15 protein-coding genes are annotated in these 16,310 nt (G+C 66.6%); 10 read left to right on the forward strand and 5 right to left on the reverse strand.

Annotated features, from left to right (window positions below; all coding sequences use genetic code 11):
* Positions 1-101: 101 nt before the first annotated feature.
* Positions 102-335: a hypothetical protein gene (locus tag ACFOOQ_RS05590; RefSeq protein ID WP_379722750.1), complete on the forward strand. Its 234-nt coding sequence runs from the start codon at positions 102-104 to the stop codon at positions 333-335.
* A 122-nt stretch (positions 336-457) separates the two neighbouring features.
* On the opposite strand, the gene clpB is transcribed toward ACFOOQ_RS05590, so the two are convergent.
* Entirely contained in the window at positions 458-3,064 is a 2,607-nt protein-coding gene (clpB, locus tag ACFOOQ_RS05595; RefSeq protein ID WP_379722753.1) for an ATP-dependent chaperone ClpB, read from the reverse strand.
* A gap of 478 nt (positions 3,065-3,542) precedes the next feature.
* Between clpB and ACFOOQ_RS05600 the strand changes: the two genes are divergently transcribed.
* Entirely contained in the window at positions 3,543-4,082 is a 540-nt protein-coding gene (locus ACFOOQ_RS05600; protein ID WP_379722756.1) for a hypothetical protein, read from the forward strand.
* Positions 4,083-4,122: 40 nt separating this feature from the next.
* On the opposite strand, the gene ACFOOQ_RS05605 is transcribed toward ACFOOQ_RS05600, so the two are convergent.
* A complete protein-coding gene (locus ACFOOQ_RS05605) occupies positions 4,123-4,707 on the reverse strand; it encodes a hypothetical protein (RefSeq protein WP_379722759.1) in 585 nt (194 codons plus the stop codon).
* Positions 4,708-5,384: 677 nt separating this feature from the next.
* Between ACFOOQ_RS05605 and ACFOOQ_RS05610 the strand changes: the two genes are divergently transcribed.
* The 3 genes from ACFOOQ_RS05610 to ACFOOQ_RS05620 are packed head-to-tail and all read left to right on the forward strand — an operon-like array spanning position 5,385 to position 7,977.
* Complete coding sequence (locus tag ACFOOQ_RS05610; RefSeq protein WP_379725342.1) at positions 5,385-6,134, forward strand: electron transfer flavoprotein subunit beta/FixA family protein; 750 nt, start codon at positions 5,385-5,387, stop codon at positions 6,132-6,134.
* Between the two features lies 1 nt (position 6,135).
* Positions 6,136-7,071, forward strand: a complete 936-nt coding sequence (locus tag ACFOOQ_RS05615) for an electron transfer flavoprotein subunit alpha/FixB family protein (protein WP_379722762.1) — start codon at positions 6,136-6,138, stop codon at positions 7,069-7,071.
* A gap of 33 nt (positions 7,072-7,104) precedes the next feature.
* Entirely contained in the window at positions 7,105-7,977 is an 873-nt protein-coding gene (locus ACFOOQ_RS05620) for a 3-hydroxybutyryl-CoA dehydrogenase (protein ID WP_379722765.1), read from the forward strand.
* A gap of 69 nt (positions 7,978-8,046) precedes the next feature.
* Here the strand turns inward: ACFOOQ_RS05620 and ACFOOQ_RS05625 are convergent, their stop codons facing one another.
* Entirely contained in the window at positions 8,047-8,625 is a 579-nt protein-coding gene (locus tag ACFOOQ_RS05625) for a TlpA family protein disulfide reductase (protein WP_379722768.1), read from the reverse strand.
* Between the two features lie 26 nt (positions 8,626-8,651).
* On the opposite strand from ACFOOQ_RS05625, the gene argH reads away from it, so the two are divergent.
* From argH to ACFOOQ_RS05650, 5 genes are all read left to right on the forward strand, one after another.
* On the forward strand, positions 8,652-10,115 hold the full coding sequence (gene argH, locus ACFOOQ_RS05630) for an argininosuccinate lyase (protein ID WP_379722771.1): 1,464 nt from the start codon (positions 8,652-8,654) through the stop codon (positions 10,113-10,115).
* Complete coding sequence (locus tag ACFOOQ_RS05635; RefSeq protein ID WP_379722775.1) at positions 10,115-10,267, forward strand: hypothetical protein; 153 nt, start codon at positions 10,115-10,117, stop codon at positions 10,265-10,267. Before argH ends, ACFOOQ_RS05635 begins: the two co-directional genes overlap by 1 nt.
* Positions 10,268-10,303: 36 nt before the next feature.
* The gene (gene lysA, locus ACFOOQ_RS05640) at positions 10,304-11,587 is read left to right on the forward strand and encodes a diaminopimelate decarboxylase (RefSeq protein ID WP_379725345.1); all 1,284 of its coding nucleotides are present in this window, start codon (positions 10,304-10,306) and stop codon (positions 11,585-11,587) included.
* The gene (locus ACFOOQ_RS05645) at positions 11,563-14,043 is read left to right on the forward strand and encodes a TIGR02302 family protein (RefSeq protein WP_379722777.1); all 2,481 of its coding nucleotides are present in this window, start codon (positions 11,563-11,565) and stop codon (positions 14,041-14,043) included. Before lysA ends, ACFOOQ_RS05645 begins: the two co-directional genes overlap by 25 nt.
* Positions 14,044-14,136: 93 nt before the next feature.
* Positions 14,137-14,532, forward strand: a complete 396-nt coding sequence (locus ACFOOQ_RS05650) for a VOC family protein (protein ID WP_379722780.1) — start codon at positions 14,137-14,139, stop codon at positions 14,530-14,532.
* 7 nt (positions 14,533-14,539) lie between these two features.
* On the opposite strand, the gene ACFOOQ_RS05655 is transcribed toward ACFOOQ_RS05650, so the two are convergent.
* Complete coding sequence (locus tag ACFOOQ_RS05655; protein ID WP_379722783.1) at positions 14,540-14,914, reverse strand: response regulator; 375 nt, start codon at positions 14,912-14,914, stop codon at positions 14,540-14,542.
* A gap of 198 nt (positions 14,915-15,112) precedes the next feature.
* Positions 15,113-16,255 carry a zinc-ribbon domain-containing protein gene (locus ACFOOQ_RS05660; RefSeq protein WP_379722786.1) on the reverse strand — a complete coding sequence of 381 codons (1,143 nt, stop codon included), beginning with the start codon at positions 16,253-16,255 and terminating at the stop codon, positions 15,113-15,115.
* Positions 16,256-16,310 lie beyond the last annotated feature (55 nt).

Raw genomic sequence — 16,310 nt, forward strand, 5'->3', positions numbered from 1 at the left:
TGTCATGGCCGGGCTTGTCCCGGCCATCCACGCATGCCAGCGTTTCGGCATGGCCTATGCGTGGCTTTATATCGTCACCAACCGACCGAACGGCACCCTCTATGTCGGTGCCACCGGCGACATCTGGCGGCGCACCCACGGCACCGGACGGGCTGATCGCCGGTTTCACCAAACGTTACGGACTGAAGCGCCTCGTCTATGTCGAGCCCTATGACGACATTGGACCGGCCTTGCAACGCGAGGCCAATATGAAGCACTGGCCGCGCACCTGGAAAGTCAGGCTGATCCTCGGCCAGAACCCGGACTGGACCGATCTATATGACACGCTGAACTGAAGACCGGGACAAGCCCGGCCATGACACTGCGTTCTTTACTTCTCGTCGGCCCCACGAAGGCGGGGACTCAGTCCGGTGGTTGCTGTGGATTCCCGCTTACGCGGGAATGGCGGCAACAGGTCTTACTCCGCCGCGACGTCGACGGCACGGCCCTGGATGGTCAAGCCGCTGGTGCCGGCACTGACCTTCACCGTCGCCCCGTCGGGGATCTCGCCCTCGAGGATCAGGCTGGCCAGCGGGTTCTGCAACTGGCGCTGGATCACCCGCTTCAGCGGCCGGGCCCCGTAGACCGGGTCGTAGCCGGCATCGCCGAGCCAGTGCTTGGCAGCGTCATCCAGCCGCAGCTCGATCTTGCGATCCTCCAGCAGCTTGCGCAGGCGCATCAGCTGGATCTCGACGATGCCGGTCATGTTCTCCCGGCTGAGCCGGCGGAACAGGATCACCTCGTCGAGCCGGTTGAGGAACTCGGGCCGGAAGCTGGCACGGACAACTTCCATCACCTGGTGGCGGGTCGCCTCGTCGATCTGCTCGCCCTCGGCGCGGGCCAGATACTCGCTGCCGAGGTTGGAGGTCAGGATGATCACCGTATTGCGGAAATCCACCGTGCGGCCCTGGCCGTCGGTGAGCCGTCCGTCGTCGAGCACCTGCAGCAGCACGTTGAAGACATCCGGATGCGCCTTTTCGACCTCGTCGAACAGGATCACTTGATAGGGGCGCCGGCGGATCGCCTCGGTCAGCGCACCGCCCTCGTCGTAGCCGACATAGCCCGGCGGGGCGCCGATCAGCCGGCTGACCGAATGCTTCTCCATGTATTCCGACATGTCGATGCGCACCATGGCGGCATCGTCGTCGAACAGGAATTCGGCGACCGCCTTGGTCAGCTCGGTCTTGCCGACGCCGGTCGGCCCGAGGAACAGGAAGCTGCCGATCGGCCGCTGCGGGTCCTGCAGGCCGGCGCGCGCCCGGCGCACCGCGTTGGCCACGGCGACCAGCGCCTCGTCCTGGCCCACGACACGCGTTGCCAGCTTCTTTTCCATGCCGAGCAGCTTCTCGCGCTCGCCGGCCAGCATGCGGTCAACCGGGATGCCGGTCCAGCGCGATACCACGCCGGCGATGTCGCTGTCGGTCACCGCTTCCTGCACCATCGCCTTGGCGCCGTCGCCGCCGGCAGCTTCCGCATCCTTCAGCTTCTGTTCAAGCTGCGGGATCACGCCGTAGGACAGCTCAGAAGCCCGGTTCCAGTCCGACTTGCGCTGCGCCTGCTCAAGGTCGAGCCGGGCGGCATCTAGCTGTTCCTTCAGCTTCTGGGCGTCGCCCAGCTTGTCCTTCTCGGCCTGCCAGGCGGCAGTGAGTGTCGCCGACTGTTCTTCCAGATCCGCCAGTTCCTTTTCCAGCCGGTCGAGCCGGTCCTTCGAAGCCGCGTCGGTCTCTTTCTTCAGCGCCTCGCGTTCGATCTTGAGCTGGATGATGCGGCGGTCGAGCTCGTCGACCTCCTCCGGCTTGCTGTCGACCTCCATACGCAGGCGGGCCGAGGCCTCGTCGATCAGGTCGATCGCCTTGTCGGGCAGGAAGCGGTCGGTGATGTAGCGGTTCGACAGCGTGGCGGCAGCGACGATGGCGCTGTCGGTGATGCGCACCCCGTGGTGCACTTCATACTTCTCTTTCAGGCCACGCAGGATCGAAATGGTGTCTTCCACCGTCGGCTCGCCGACGAAGACCGCCTGGAAGCGCCGCGCCAGCGCCGCATCCTTCTCGATATACTTGCGGTATTCGTCGAGCGTAGTGGCGCCGACGCAATGCAGCTCGCCGCGCGCCAGCGCCGGTTTCAGCAGGTTGGAGGCATCCATGGCGCCATCGGCCTTGCCGGCGCCGACCAGGGTGTGCAACTCGTCGATGAACAGCACGATCTGGCCCTCGGCCGAGGTGACCTCGGCCAGCACGGCCTTCAGCCGCTCCTCGAATTCGCCGCGGAACTTGGCACCGGCGATCATGGCGCCGAGATCGAGCGCCATCAGCCGCTTGCCCTTCAGGCTTTCCGGCACATCGCCCTTGGTGATGCGCAACGCCAAGCCCTCGACGATGGCGGTCTTGCCGACGCCGGGTTCGCCGATCAGCACGGGGTTGTTCTTGGTGCGCCGCGACAGCACCTGGATGGTGCGGCGGATTTCCTCGTCGCGGCCGATCACCGGATCGAGCTTGCCGCTTTCGGCCGCCTCGGTCAGGTCGCGGGCATATTTCTTCAGCGCGTCATAAGCCTGTTCGGCCGAGGCCGAATCCGCCTTGCGGCCCTTGCGCATGTCCTGGATCGCCGTCTCGAGGCTCTGCGGCGTGACGCCGGCGGCCTTCAGGGCCTCGGCGGCCGGGCTGCCGGTGCTGAGCGCCAGCGCCTGCAGCAGGCGTTCGGCGGCAACGAAACTGTCGCCGGCCTTCTCGCGCAGCTTGTCGGCGGTCTCGAACAGGCGGGCCATCTCCGGCGCCAGATAGAGCTGCCCGGCGCCGCCGCCCTCGACCTTCGGCATCTTGGCGAGCGCGTCTTCATTCTTCTGCTTGGCCACCTGCGGCTGGCCGCCGGCCGCCCTGATCAGCCCGGCGGCCATGCCTTCCGGGTCGTCGATCAGGACTTTCAGCAGATGTTCGGGGGCGAAACGCTGGTGGCCGCGCGCCAGTGCCATGGTCTGCGCCGCCTGGAGAAACCCGCGGGCGCGTTCGGTATATTTCTCGAAATCCATAGGTTCAGCTCCTCATCGGCAGCCCTTGATCCGCAACCCCCGCCAGGCGGCAGGTCGCGGGGCGGGCCCCACATGCAGGAAATGTGGGAAGCCGCCGGGCGGGTAACAAGAGGAGACTGGCGGATTCGCGCCCGGATTTCATTGCGATGGGTCAAGCCGCCGCCGTCCTCGCGGGCCAGCCTCTATGACAGCATCACCGGCCTGCCGGGACCGGCGCCCAGCCGATGCAAGGGGCCGGCGCGCGCTTCGTCACCCACAATAATGGCGTGACGGCGATCCGGCTTTTCACCGGCATGGCCGGCTTGGGCCTCTGGGCCTACCGTCCGCAAGGATTGCCATCGGCTTTAATCCCGTCGTAAGGGACCAGGGATTATTGAGAGCATTCCTGGCTGACCGATCCCGGCGTCATTTGCCCGATATGGTTGTATATCTAACCCGCATATTCCCCTTTATTGACCGACTGCACCTTGAGGGCAAGATGGAAATACCTCTCACCCCGAACATGAAGAACGTTGTTGTTTCGGCCGGCGCAAAACGAACGATGCTGCGCAAGGAAATAGCCAGCACAGAAACCATCGCCGTCGGCAGTTCGCATGGCGATTTCGGCTTCAATCCGGCCTATTGCCCCGGCGCATTCAACCTGTGTTCCCGGTCCCAGGACCTGAAGTATTCTTTCCATCTGTACCAGCATGTCGCGAGAAGCCAGCCAAACCTGGAACAGGTCGTTCTGTTCTATTCGATATTCTCGCCGGGATTCATCTGGGAGCAGGTCCCGTCGGAAAACGAGATGTGCCCGCCGCTGAACGAGATTTTCGGTCTGGGGCTGACCTATGAAGACCCAAGGCTGGACGCCATCTCCAGGGCCGTAGCTGGCAAGCTCGATACCCTTGCCGTTGAAACGCCCGGCGTTGGCGGGTTTATCGGCAATACCACCAAGACGTTTTTTCCGGAAACATATGGCGCGGAGAGACGGGCCCAGGACCACCTGAAATATAACAGATCATGCTTATCCGGTTGACACACACAGGTCGAAAATGCCCCAACATGTAGTGGCTCCCTCATGGTCTACCTGTAGTGGGTTGCTCGATTTCGATGGCATGGGTCAGGTGCCAAATACCGCTCGCGCGCGGGTATTGCGCGATCAGGTGCGGCGCGATCACGTCGGACCAATTCTTGAGCGAACACCATCCGCTGCCGTTGTTCATGCAGTTGATGTCGAAAACGCCGATATTTTCGTTGTTCGCCGCACAAGAGCCGATCCAGTGGGTATAGCGATATCGGGCGCGCATCGGCACGCCGGGCTGTGTCCACGGCCCTTCCCATTGGACGCGACACAACCCGTAGCGCGGCCAGTCCCACGGCGCTCTACCGGCGGTGCGCAATTTCTTGGTGGCGTACCGTCCAGGGCAAATGCTCTTGAGCGCCCCAAACATCATCGTCGGATTCGTGTAGTGCTTATCGTCAAATCCGACGAGGTGCGGCCGTACCTCGTCCAGCGTCATGCCCATGATGGCGGCGAGCGCACCGGGGCCGCAGTTCGCGCCCCATTCATCGTGCGCGCGGTCCGCATCGGCCAAATTGAAGCGCGGCGCTACAGGTTGTGTCGCGTTCGCCGCCGGATTTTCGGTCTGTGTCGTCAACATCTAGTACCTATGTGTGTCAACCGGATAAGCATGTAACAGATCAACGGAATCCAACGCCTATCTCACCCAGCTGCTGGCGCTGGCGAAGCATCTCGGCCACCGGGCCTGCATCGTCCTTCCGCCGGCGCGGTCGGATTTCAGGGCGGCCTGCGCGGCGAATTCCGCAACGCTCTTCCAGTCGCTGTTCGAAATCCTGCAGGCCTTCCGGGAGAACGGCTACGCCGTCGAGGTGCTGGACTGCTTTGATGACGACCGGTTTCCCGATACCGTCTTCGGGGATTACGACCACCTGCTGCCACTGGGAGGCGGGACGAAACGCCTGTCCGGCCTGATCAACAGCATAGTCAACGGGGCAGCCGCCACATAGGCCCGCGCCCGCCATGGCAGGCCGGCGCCGCGGCGCCGGGTCTGTTGCATCGCCCGCATCACCGGGCCACCATCCGGGTCCGGGCGGTGAAACCGACCCTGCCGGTGCCTCTGCGGACGGGTCCCGCAGCGCCCCCGAAACAGTGATTTTCCCTCGCCGGACATGCACTTGACGGAACGGAAACGCGGCATTGCGGTTCGTTGACAGCCCTCGTGGCGGGCTATAGTGTGCAGCGCGAAAAAAAGAGCATGCGCCCGTCATTTCCCTGCCGGGCTGCCGCCTGTTTCGCCAGCAAAAAGGTTGGATGTCCATGAAGGTACTGGTCGCGGTTAAGCGCGTGGTGGACTACAACGTCAAGATCCGCGTCAAGGCGGACAAGACGGGTGTCGATCTCGCCAACGTGAAGATGTCGATGAATCCCTTCGACGAAATCGCCGTCGAAGAGGCTGTCCGGATGAAGGAAGCCGGCATCGCCACCGAAATCATTGCCGTCTCGATCGGCCCGGCCCAGGCGCAGGAAACCCTGCGCACGGCACTGGCCATGGGCGCCGACCGCGGCATCCTGGTGAAGACCGATGCCGAGGTGCAGCCGCTGGCGGTCGCCAAGCTGCTCGCCAAGCTGGCCGAGGCGGAAGCCCCGCAGTTGGTGATCGTCGGCAAGCAGGCGATCGACGACGACAGCAACCAGACCGGCCAGATGCTCGCCGCCCTGATGGGCTGGGCCCAGGGCACCTTCGCCAACAAGCTGGCGCTGGCCGACGGCAAGGCCACGGTCGTTCGTGAAGTGGATGGCGGCCTGGAGACGGTCGAACTCAAACTGCCGGCGGTGGTGACCACCGACCTGCGTCTCAACGAGCCGCGCTATGCGTCGCTGCCCAACATCATGAAGGCGAAGAAAAAGCCGATCGACGAGAAGTCCCCCGAGGACCTCGGCGTCGATATCGCGCCACGCCTGAAGACCCTGTCCGTCGAGGAGCCACCGAAGCGCACCGCCGGCATCAAGGTGCCCGATGTCGCCACCCTGGTGCAGAAGCTGAAGACCGAAGCGGGAGTGATCTGAGATGAGCGTCCTCGTCCTTGCCGAACATGACAACGCCTCGCTGAAGGCGCCGACGCTGAACACCGTGGCCGCCGCAGCCAAGATCGGCGGCGACATCCATGTGCTGGTTGCCGGCGAGAATTGCGGCCCGGCTGCCGCAGCCGCCGCCAAGGTCGCCGGTGTCGCCAAGGTGATCCAGGTCGAGGGCGCCCAGTATGCCCATGGCCTCGCCGAGGCGCTGGCGCCGCTGGTCGCCGGCCTCGCCAAGGGTTACGCCGCCGTGCTGGCGCCGGAGACCACGACCGGCAAGAACGTCATGCCGCGCGTCGCCGCCCTGCTCGATGTCATGCAGATTTCCGGCATCGTCGAGGTCAAGTCGGCCGATACCTTCGTGCGGCCGATCTATGCCGGCAATGCCATGGCGACCGTGCAGTCGTCGGATGCCATCAAGGTGATCACCGTGCGCGCCACCGGCTTCCAGGCCGTCGCCGCCGAGGGCGGCTCGGCCGCCGTCGAGAAGGGCGAGGCAGTTGCCGATCCGGGCCTGTCGAAGTTCATCGGCCAGGAACTGCAGAAGTCGGACCGGCCGGAACTGACCTCGGCCAAGATCATCATCTCGGGCGGCCGCGGCATGGGCTCGGGCGAGAATTTCAAGCTGATCGAGGCGGTTGCCGACAAGCTGGGCGCCGCCGTCGGCGCCAGCCGCGCCGCCGTCGATGCCGGTTTCGTGCCGAACGACTACCAGGTCGGCCAGACCGGCAAGATCGTCGCACCGCAGCTCTACATCGCCGTCGGCATCTCCGGCGCGATCCAGCATCTCGCCGGCATGAAGGACAGCAAGGTGATCGTCGCCATCAACAAGGACGAGGAGGCGCCGATCTTCCAGGTTGCCGACTACGGCCTAGTCGGCGACCTGTTCAAGATCCTGCCCGAGCTGGCACAGGAACTGTCGAAGTAACGCGCAGCACAACCGGATCGGGGCAACCGCATCATGATCAAGACCATTGGGGTGATCGGCGCCGGTCAGATGGGCAACGGCATCGCCCATGTCTGCGCGCTGGCCGGCTATGACGTCGTTCTGCAGGACATCAACGCCGAGCAACTCGGCAAGGCGCTGGAGACCATCCAGGGCAACCTGCATCGGCAGGTCGCCCGCGGCAAGGTCTCGGAAGCCGACAGCGCCGCGGCGCTGACCCGCATCCGCACCAGCAACTCGATCAACGCCTTCAAGGAGACCGATTTCGTGGTCGAGGCGGCGACCGAGAACGAGGCGGTGAAGAAGAAGATCTTCGCCGAACTCTGCCCGGTGCTGAAGAAGGACGCGATCCTCGCCACCAACACCTCGTCGATCTCGGTGACCCGACTCGCCTCGGCCACCGACCGGCCGGAAAAGTTCATGGGCATGCACTTCATGAACCCGGTGCCGGTGATGCAGCTGGTCGAGCTGATCCGCGGCATCGCCACCGAGGAAGAGACCTTCCGCCAGGTTCGCGAGCTGACCGTGAAGCTCGGCAAGACCCCGGCCAATTCCGAGGATTTCCCGGCCTTCATCGTCAACCGCATCCTGCTGCCGATGATCAACGAGGCGATCTACACGCTGTATGAAGGCGTTGGCTCGGTCGAGGCGATCGACACGGCGATGAAGCTGGGTGCCAACCATCCGATGGGCCCCCTTCAGCTGGCGGACTTCATCGGTCTCGATACCTGCCTGTCGATCATGCAGGTGCTCTACGAAGGCCTCGCCGACAGCAAGTACCGCCCTTGCCCGCTGCTCGTGAAATATGTCGAGGCCGGCTGGCTCGGCCGCAAGACCAACCGCGGCTTCTACGACTATCGCGGCGAGCACCCGACCCCGACCCGGTAAGAGCCGCGGCAAACCGGACAGCAAAAAGGGGCCCTGCGGCCCCTTTTCCTTTGGTCCCGCTTCTGCCGGTTACTTCCGCGCCACCAGCGCGTCGATCAGCTTCACCGCATCGGCCGAATCCCATTCCGCACCGCCGATCAGGCGGGCGACCTCGTTGCCCTGGCGGTCGATCAGGATCGAGGTCGGCAGGCCGATGGCGCCCCAGGCGCGGCCCGATTTCATGCTGGCATCGAGATAGGGCACGATGTGCTTGGCGCCGACCTCGCCGAGGAACTTCTCGACCTTCTCGCGGCCGGCGCGATCCTGGGCGACGGCGACCACCTGGAAATCCTTGCCGCCGCGCGATGCCTGCAGCCGGTCGAGCGCCGGCATTTCCTCGCGGCAGGGCACGCACCACGAGGCCCAGAGGTTGAGCAGCACGACCTTGCCGCGGAACGCCGCCAGCGAGGTCGGCTGGCCCTTTTCGTCCTGGAATTCCGCCGCGGCGACTGGCTTCTGTTCGGCCGGGAGGGTAAGTTTGCGCATCTCGCCGGCAAGCGGGAGCCCGGCGGCGGTGGCCGGCAGCGGCATGGCGCCGAGCGCCAGCGTGACGCCCGCCAGCGCAACCATCATCGGCAGCATCCGAACCGATTTGAAAAACTTCACCATCATCCTATCCTTCCGACCGCATCACCATGGCACGCACCCCAGATAAAACCAGCTCCCGGACGAAGCAAGGCAAGCCCCGGCCGGCTGCGACAAAACGCGCCGCCAACAGCATGTGGGGCGGCCGCTTTGCCGCCGGCCCGGCGGCGATCATGACCGAGATCAACGCCTCGATCGGCTTCGACCGCCGGCTCTACCGCCAGGACATCGCCGGTTCGCAGGCCCATTGCCGCATGCTGGTGAAACAGGGTCTCATTTCCGCCGCCGAAGGCAAGAAGATCGCGGCCGGGCTGGAGACAATTCTGCGTGAGATCGAGGCCGGCAAGCTGCGCATCGACCCGAAGCTCGAAGACATCCACATGCATGTGGAGGCGCGGCTGGCCGAACTGATCGGCGAGCCGGCCGGCCGCCTGCATACCGCGCGCTCGCGCAACGACCAGGTGGCGACCGACTTCCGCCTCTGGGTGCGCGACGCCATCGACCGGATGGATGCCGGCCTGGCGGCCCTGCAGGCCGTGCTGCTCGCACGCGCCGAGGAATATGCCGCGACCGTGATGCCCGGATTTACCCATCTGCAAGCCGCCCAGCCGGTCACCTTCGGCCATCACCTGATGGCCTATGTGGAAATGACCGGCCGCGACCGCAGCCGCCTGCAAGACGCCCGCGTGCGGCTGAACGAAAATCCGCTCGGCGCCGCGGCACTGGCCGGCACGTCGCTGCCGATCGACCGGCACATGACCGCGAAGGACCTGGGTTTTGCTGCGCCGATGGCCAATTCGCTCGACGCCGTCTCCGATCGTGACTTCGCGCTGGAATTCCTCTCGGCCATGGCGATCTGCGCCGTGCACCTGTCGCGGCTGGCCGAGGAAATTGTTATCTGGACCAGCGCGCAGTTCCGCTTCGTCACGCTGTCGGATGCCTTTACCACCGGCTCCTCGATCATGCCGCAGAAGCGCAACCCGGACGCCGCCGAACTGGTGCGCGGCAAGGTCGGCCGCGTGATCGGCGATCTCAATGCCCTGCTGATCACCATGAAGGGGCTGCCGCTCGCCTACGGCAAGGACATGCAGGAAGACAAGGAGCCGGTCTTCGACGCCGTCGACAGCCTGGAACTCTGCGTCGCCGCCTGTGCCGGCATGATCGGCGACCTCAGGGCCAACGCGCCGGTCCTGCAGGCGGCCGCCGGCGAGGGTTATACCACCGCCACCGACCTCGCCGACTGGTGCGTGCGCAAGCTGAACATGCCGTTCCGCAACGCCCATCACGTGGCCGGCCGCATCGTCCGGCTGGCGGAAAGCCAGGACAAACCGCTGGAAGCCCTGACGCTGGCCGAGATGCAGACGGTGGAGCCGCGCATCACCAGGGATATCTTCGCCGTGCTCGGCGTCGCCAATTCGGTGAAAAGCCGGGTTTCCTATGGCGGCACCGCACCGGCCAATGTTAAGAAGCAGGTGGCGCGCTGGCGCGCCAGACTTGCGAAGGAACCCCGGTAATGCGCATGAGGGCCGCTGCCATCCTGCTGCTACTGCTGACATCGGCGGCACTGGCAGCCTGCGGCCGCCGCGATGTGCCGGCCTATCCGCCTGACGCCGTGGCACGGCCCGGCACCGCGCCCGACCGCGGCGATCCCTTCCGCTATTACTGATCCCGTAGTCCTGGCCCGGATTTCCCGATGACCGATCTGCCCTGGTTCGCCTACCGCAACGGCGTGCTCTGCGCCGAGGCCGTGCCGCTTGACCATATCGCCGCCGAAGTCGGCACACCGGCCTATGTCTACAGCACGGCGGCGCTGACCGATCGCTATCGCAGCCTAGCGGACGCCTTCGCCGGCATGCCGGTGCTGATCGCCTATGCCATGAAGGCGAATTCCAACCTGGCCGTGCTGCGCCATTTCGGCGCGCTGGGCGCCGGCGCCGACGTGGTCTCGGGCGGCGAGCTGCAGCTGGCGCTGAAAGCCGGCATCGCACCGGGCAAGATCATTTTCGCCGGTGTCGGCAAGACCCGCGACGAGATGGCGCTGGCGCTGAAGGCCGGCAATACCGGCATCGCCCAGTTCAATGTCGAATCCGAGCCCGAGCTGCAGGCACTTTCAGAGGTTGCCGCCGGCCTCGGCCTGCGGGCGCCGGTCGCCATCCGCATCAATCCCGACATCGACGCCAAGACCCACAAGAAGATCACCACCGGCAAGGCCGAGAACAAGTTCGGCATCTCGTATCGCCGGGCGCAGGCAGTCTATGCCGAGGCGGCCGCTCTGCCCGGCATCAACATCACCGGCGTGCATGTGCATATCGGCAGCCAGCTCACCGACCTGACGCCCTACGAGGAGACCTTCCAGCGCGTCGCCGAACTGGTGACGGCGCTGCGCATCGCCGGCCATGACATCCGCCGGGTCGATCTCGGCGGCGGCCTCGGCATCCGTTACAACGACGAGACGCCGCCGGACCCGCGCGCCTATGCCGAGCTGGTGCGCAAGCATATCGCGCCGCTGGGCTGCGAGATCGCGCTGGAGCCCGGCCGCTACCTGGTCGGCAATGCCGGCCTGCTGCTGACCCGTGTCACCTATGTGAAGTCGGCCGACAAGAAAACCTTCCTGATCCTCGATGCCGGCATGAACGACCTGGTGCGGCCCGCCATGTACGAGGCGTATCACGGCGTGGTGCCGGTAAAAGCGCCGGAATCCGGCGCAGAAATCGCACCGGTCGACATCGTCGGCCCGGTCTGCGAGACCGGCGATACTTTTGCCGAAGACCGCCCGATGCCACCGGTCGACCAGGGAGATTTGCTCGCCATCCTCTCCGCCGGCGCCTATAGTTCCGCCATGGCCTCGACCTACAACGCGAGGCCGCTGGCTCCGGAGGTGATGGTGCATGGCGACCGGTTTGCCATTACCCGCCGACGCCCTAGCATTGAAGACATGACGGCCCTGGAGACCCTGCCGGCATGGCTCAGCGAGGCGAAAGCGTAGGTTCCCCCGACATTCACCAGCCGGCGGCATTGCCGCCGCTGCTGGCGCGCCGGCTGTTCCTCGCCCGCGCCGCGCTGTTCTGGGAGGGTTTCTGGCCCGGCCTGCTGCCCGCCGCCATGGTCGCGGCGGTTTTCCTGATTCTCGCCGGCTTCGACGTCTGGCGCTTCACGCCGGTCTGGCTGCACTGGGCCGCACTGGCCGGCTTCACCGCGGCCTTCGGCGCCGCCCTGTGGCAGGGCCTGCACGCGCTGCGCTGGCCCGGCAAGGGCGACGCGACCCGCCGGCTGGAACGCATCAACCGCCTCGACCACCGCCCGCTGGAGGCCGCCGCCGACCGGCTGTCGCCCGAGCAGCAGGACCCGATCGCCCGGGCGCTGTGGACCCTGCACCGGCGCCTGGCGCTGCAGCGGCTGGCCACGGCCCGCGTCGGCACCCCGGAAGCCGGCTGGTGGCGCCGCGATGTCTGGGGCCTGCGCGCCGCACTCGGCCTGCTGCTGGTGGTCGCCTGGGCCAGCCCCGGCGAGGACCGCGCCCAGCGCCTGACCGATACCCTCAACCCCGGCACGGCGCTGCCGCCGGGCACCGTGCTGGCGCTGGATGCCTGGATCACCCCGCCGGCCTATACCGGCCGGGCGCCGATCTTCCTGACCCGCGACGGCAAGCCGGTGGCGGCCCAGGAGGCCCTGAAGGTGCCGGTCGGCAGCCAGCTGCAGCTGCGCCTCGCGGCGCCGGCCTCGGGCTTCGCGCTCCGCTTCGGCAAGGCCGCCCATACCCTGAAGGCGGTCGACGAGCATCACGCTGAACTCGACCTGCCGCTCGACCTCAGCCAGGGCGGCACGGCGACACTGGCCCTGCTGCGACACGACTCGCCGTTTGCCGACTGGCCGCTCAGCATCGTCCCCGACCTGCCGCCGCAGATCGGCTTCGACGGAGCGCCGAAGACCGGCCGGCAGAACACGCTGGATATCGGCATGGCCGGCGAAGACGACTACGGCCTGCAGGCCGTGCAGGTCGAGATGGCCCGCGCTGGCGCCGAGGCGCCGGTCACCATCGACTGGCCGGTACCGCCGGCCGCTCCCGGCCCGGTCACCGACAAGCAGAGCTTCGACCTGCTGTCGCATCCCTGGGCCGGCCTCGAAGTGGCGATGACCCTGGTGGCGAAGGATGCCGTCGGCCAGAGTGGCCGCAGCGAGACCGTCACCGTCACCCTGCCGGCCCGCAAGTTCCGCCATCCGGTCGCCAAGGCCATCGTCGAGCAGCGCCGCGACCTCGCGCTGCATCCGGGCCAGTGGCAGCGCGTGGTGACGTCGCTGAAGGCCCTGACCCTGGCGCCCGAAATGTATGACGGCGACGTTGCCCCGCATCTCGGCCTGCGCATGGCGGCAACCCGCCTGCAGCTCAGCCGGTTGCCGGAAACGGTGGCCAGTGTGCAGGCACTGCTGTGGCAGATCGCCCTGCAGCTCGAGGACGGCCGCCGCAGCCAGTCCGAGCGGGATTTCCAGGCGCTGATGGACCGGCTGCAGGATGCCATCGACCGCAATGCCGACGATTCCGAGATCCAGCGCCTGATGCAGGAACTGCGCACCGCGATGGATCGCATGATCGACGAGATGATGCGCGACGCCATGGAACGCATGGCGCGCGGCGAGCAGCCCGAGATGCTGGATGACGACCAGCAGGCGCTGGGCAACGAGGACCTGCAGGACATGATGGACCGCGCCCAGGAGATGGCGCAGATGGGCGACCGCGACCAGGCCCGCGACCTGCTGCGCCAGTTGCAGCAGATGATGGAGGCGATGAAGAACGGCCGTCTGGCGCAGATGCCGGAAGGCCGCGGCCGGCGCGGCCGGAGCGGCCAGATGCAGCCCGGCCAGATGATGCAGGAATTCAGCGAGATGATGCGCCAGCAGCAGCAGTTGCTCGACCGCAGCTTCCGCCGCAGCCAGCAGTACGGCCGCAACGGCGGCAAGCCGGGCGACAACGAGGCCGACAGCCGCGCCCAGGAAGACCTGCGCCGCCGGCTCGGCGAGATGATGAACCGGCTGGCCGAGGGCGGCGCCCAGATGCCCGATACGCTGGGCCACGCCGACCGCGCGATGCGCGATGCCCGCGATGCGCTCAAGCGCGGCGAGCCGGGCGATGCCATGCAGGGCCAGACCGATGCGCTCGACCAGTTGCGCCAGGGCCTGCGCGACATGCAGCAGGCGCAGCGCGGCAATCCGGACGGCCAGGCGCCGTCGGCCGATGCCCGGCAGAACAACCGCAACCCGGACCGCGACCCCTTCGGCCGCACCGCCAACGGCTATGACGACAATGCGCGCGACAATACGGTGCCCGACATCGCGCCGGTCGAGCGCGCGCGGCGCATCCTCGAGGAACTGCAACGCCGCGCCAGCGACCGCGAACGCCCCGCCGCCGAACGCGACTACCTCGGCCGCCTGCTGCAGCGCTTCTGAGCTGCGATAGTAAATGCATCGGGATTTCCGTTCATCACCGGCTTGACGATTTCTCGCGTGCCGGCATCCGGCCGGCGGTGCTAGGCTTCGCCCATGATCGACTCTCTCGACCATCTGGTGCTGACCGTCCGCGACATCGATGCCACGGTCGCCTTCTACGAACGCGTGCTCGGCATGACTGGCCTCCGCTTCAAGGCCGCCGACGGCGTGACGCGCGTCGCGCTATCGTTCGGGCAGCAGAAGATCAACCTGCATCTGGCCGGGCGGGAATTCGAGCCGAAGGCGGCGCATCCGCTGCCCGGCAGCGCCGACCTGTGCTTCCTGACCGGCCGGCCGCTGGAGGACGTGATCGCGCATCTGAAGGCGTGCGGCACGGCGATCCTTGAAGGACCGGTGCGGCGCACCGGCGCCACCGGGCCGCTGCTGTCGGTCTATCTCCGCGATCCGGACCAGAATTTGATCGAGATTTCCAACCGCGTCGCGGGATGAGATCGTTTCAGCCGGCCGGCGCCCGGCTGGCGAGCACCTGTTCGACCGCCACATTGAGATCGACCATGCTGAACGGTTTCTGCAGCACCGCCTCGGCCAGGCCGTCGATGCCATGCGCCCGGCGCCGTTCCAGCGCATAACCCGACATCATCAGCACCGGCAGGTCCGGCCAGTCGCGTGCGACTTTCAGCGCCAATTCCACGCCGTCCATGTTGGGCATGCCGATATCGGTGAGCAGCAGGTCGAAGGGGCCACGGTTCAGCTTGACGAGGGCGTCGGCGCCATCGGCGACAGCCACCACTTCGTGACCCCGGTGTTCCAGGGCACGGCGGATGAACTCCCGCACAGGCACTTCGTCTTCCGCGACAAGGATTCGCGCCATGGAGCCTCGCCGACGGCCGCTCCGGCTGCGGGCAAATTCTTGCCCCGGACGGCCACCTATTCTGGATCAGCGCCGGCATGACCGCATAAGTAGCTATGCGTCAACCAACAATTAACCCTACCACCGAAGCGTCAGGAAGCGGAACGGGAAAATCACCGGTTGCAAAACTATTTATGCGGGCTTTAAGAATGCCGGTTTTCAGTGTTTTGGCGCTGCTTCGCCAGGGCTGCCGCCACCAGACTGGTTGGTGGCCGGGGCAGCCGCCGGGGGCGCCGTCGAGGCTGGGGCGGGCGGCGGTACCGGGGTCGTGGACTCGGCCGCGGGGGCGGTCGGAGTGGCACTCTCGCCATGGGCGGCGGGTGCCGCCTCGCTGGCGGATTCTTTCGGCGCGGCCGGCGCGGCCTGGCTGGTCGGGCGTGGGCCTTCGCCGACCGGCGTCTGGCTGGCGAAGGCAACCTCAAGGTCGGTCACCTCGTCCTTCGGCGCCGGCAGCTTGACGTCGAAGGTCAGCTTCTCGCCGGCGGCGACGCTCGGCTGCTGCAGGGTGAGCGTATAGGCGTTCAGTTCCTTGTTGCCCGCCCCGCGCATGGCGACCCGGATCGCCGGCACTGTATGGACGCGCTTGCCGACGTTGACCACCTCGCCGGACACCGCGATCTTGGTCTGGCCGCCCTCGATGATGGTCGAAGATTTCAGGTTATGCAGCTCGAGGCCGAGCCAGTCGGCGGCATCGACCGGGATGCCGAGCTGTTCGTACAGCTTGGCCAGCGGCGGATAGAAGGCGATCAGTTCGTTGCGCTTCTGGTAGCCGCCGCCGATCACGCCACCAAGCAGCCCGAACAGCAGCAGCCAGCCGATCCAGGCATAAGACCGCTTTTTGCGCGGCTTGGAGGGCGGTCGCTGCACCCCGGCCCGCGCCAGCCGCTCGCGGCGCTGCGCCAGCACGGCATCGGGATCCTCTTCCCCGGCTTCCGCCGGGCCGTCGAACGGCGGATGCAGCGGCGGCCGGTCGATGCCGTCGAGGGCATCATCGTCCAGCTCGATATTCATCACCCGCGAGACCGGCTCGTCGGAAATCGGCGGCGCGGCCATCGGGGCCACCGGCGGGGGCGGCATCGGTTCGGGGTCCGGCTCGACCACCAGCTTGCGCGGCGGGATCGGGAATTCCTCTTCCGGTGGCGGTGCCGGCGGGGGCGGGGGCGGCTCTGGCTCGGGTTCCGGCAGGGGATCCTGCTGCCAGATATGCCGGCAGCGCGAACAGCGCACCTTCCGGCGGCCGGGCCCGAAGGTGTCCGGCGCGACGTGGAAGCTGGTGGCGCAGTTAGGGCAGGTAAGGATCATGCCTCAATACGGACCCTCAGCGAGCCCCGTTCTTGCAATGCGTCTTGCAATGCGG

Source organism: Ferrovibrio xuzhouensis, from assembly GCF_042648965.1.
Classification (GTDB): Bacteria; Pseudomonadota; Alphaproteobacteria; order Ferrovibrionales; family Ferrovibrionaceae; genus Ferrovibrio; species Ferrovibrio xuzhouensis.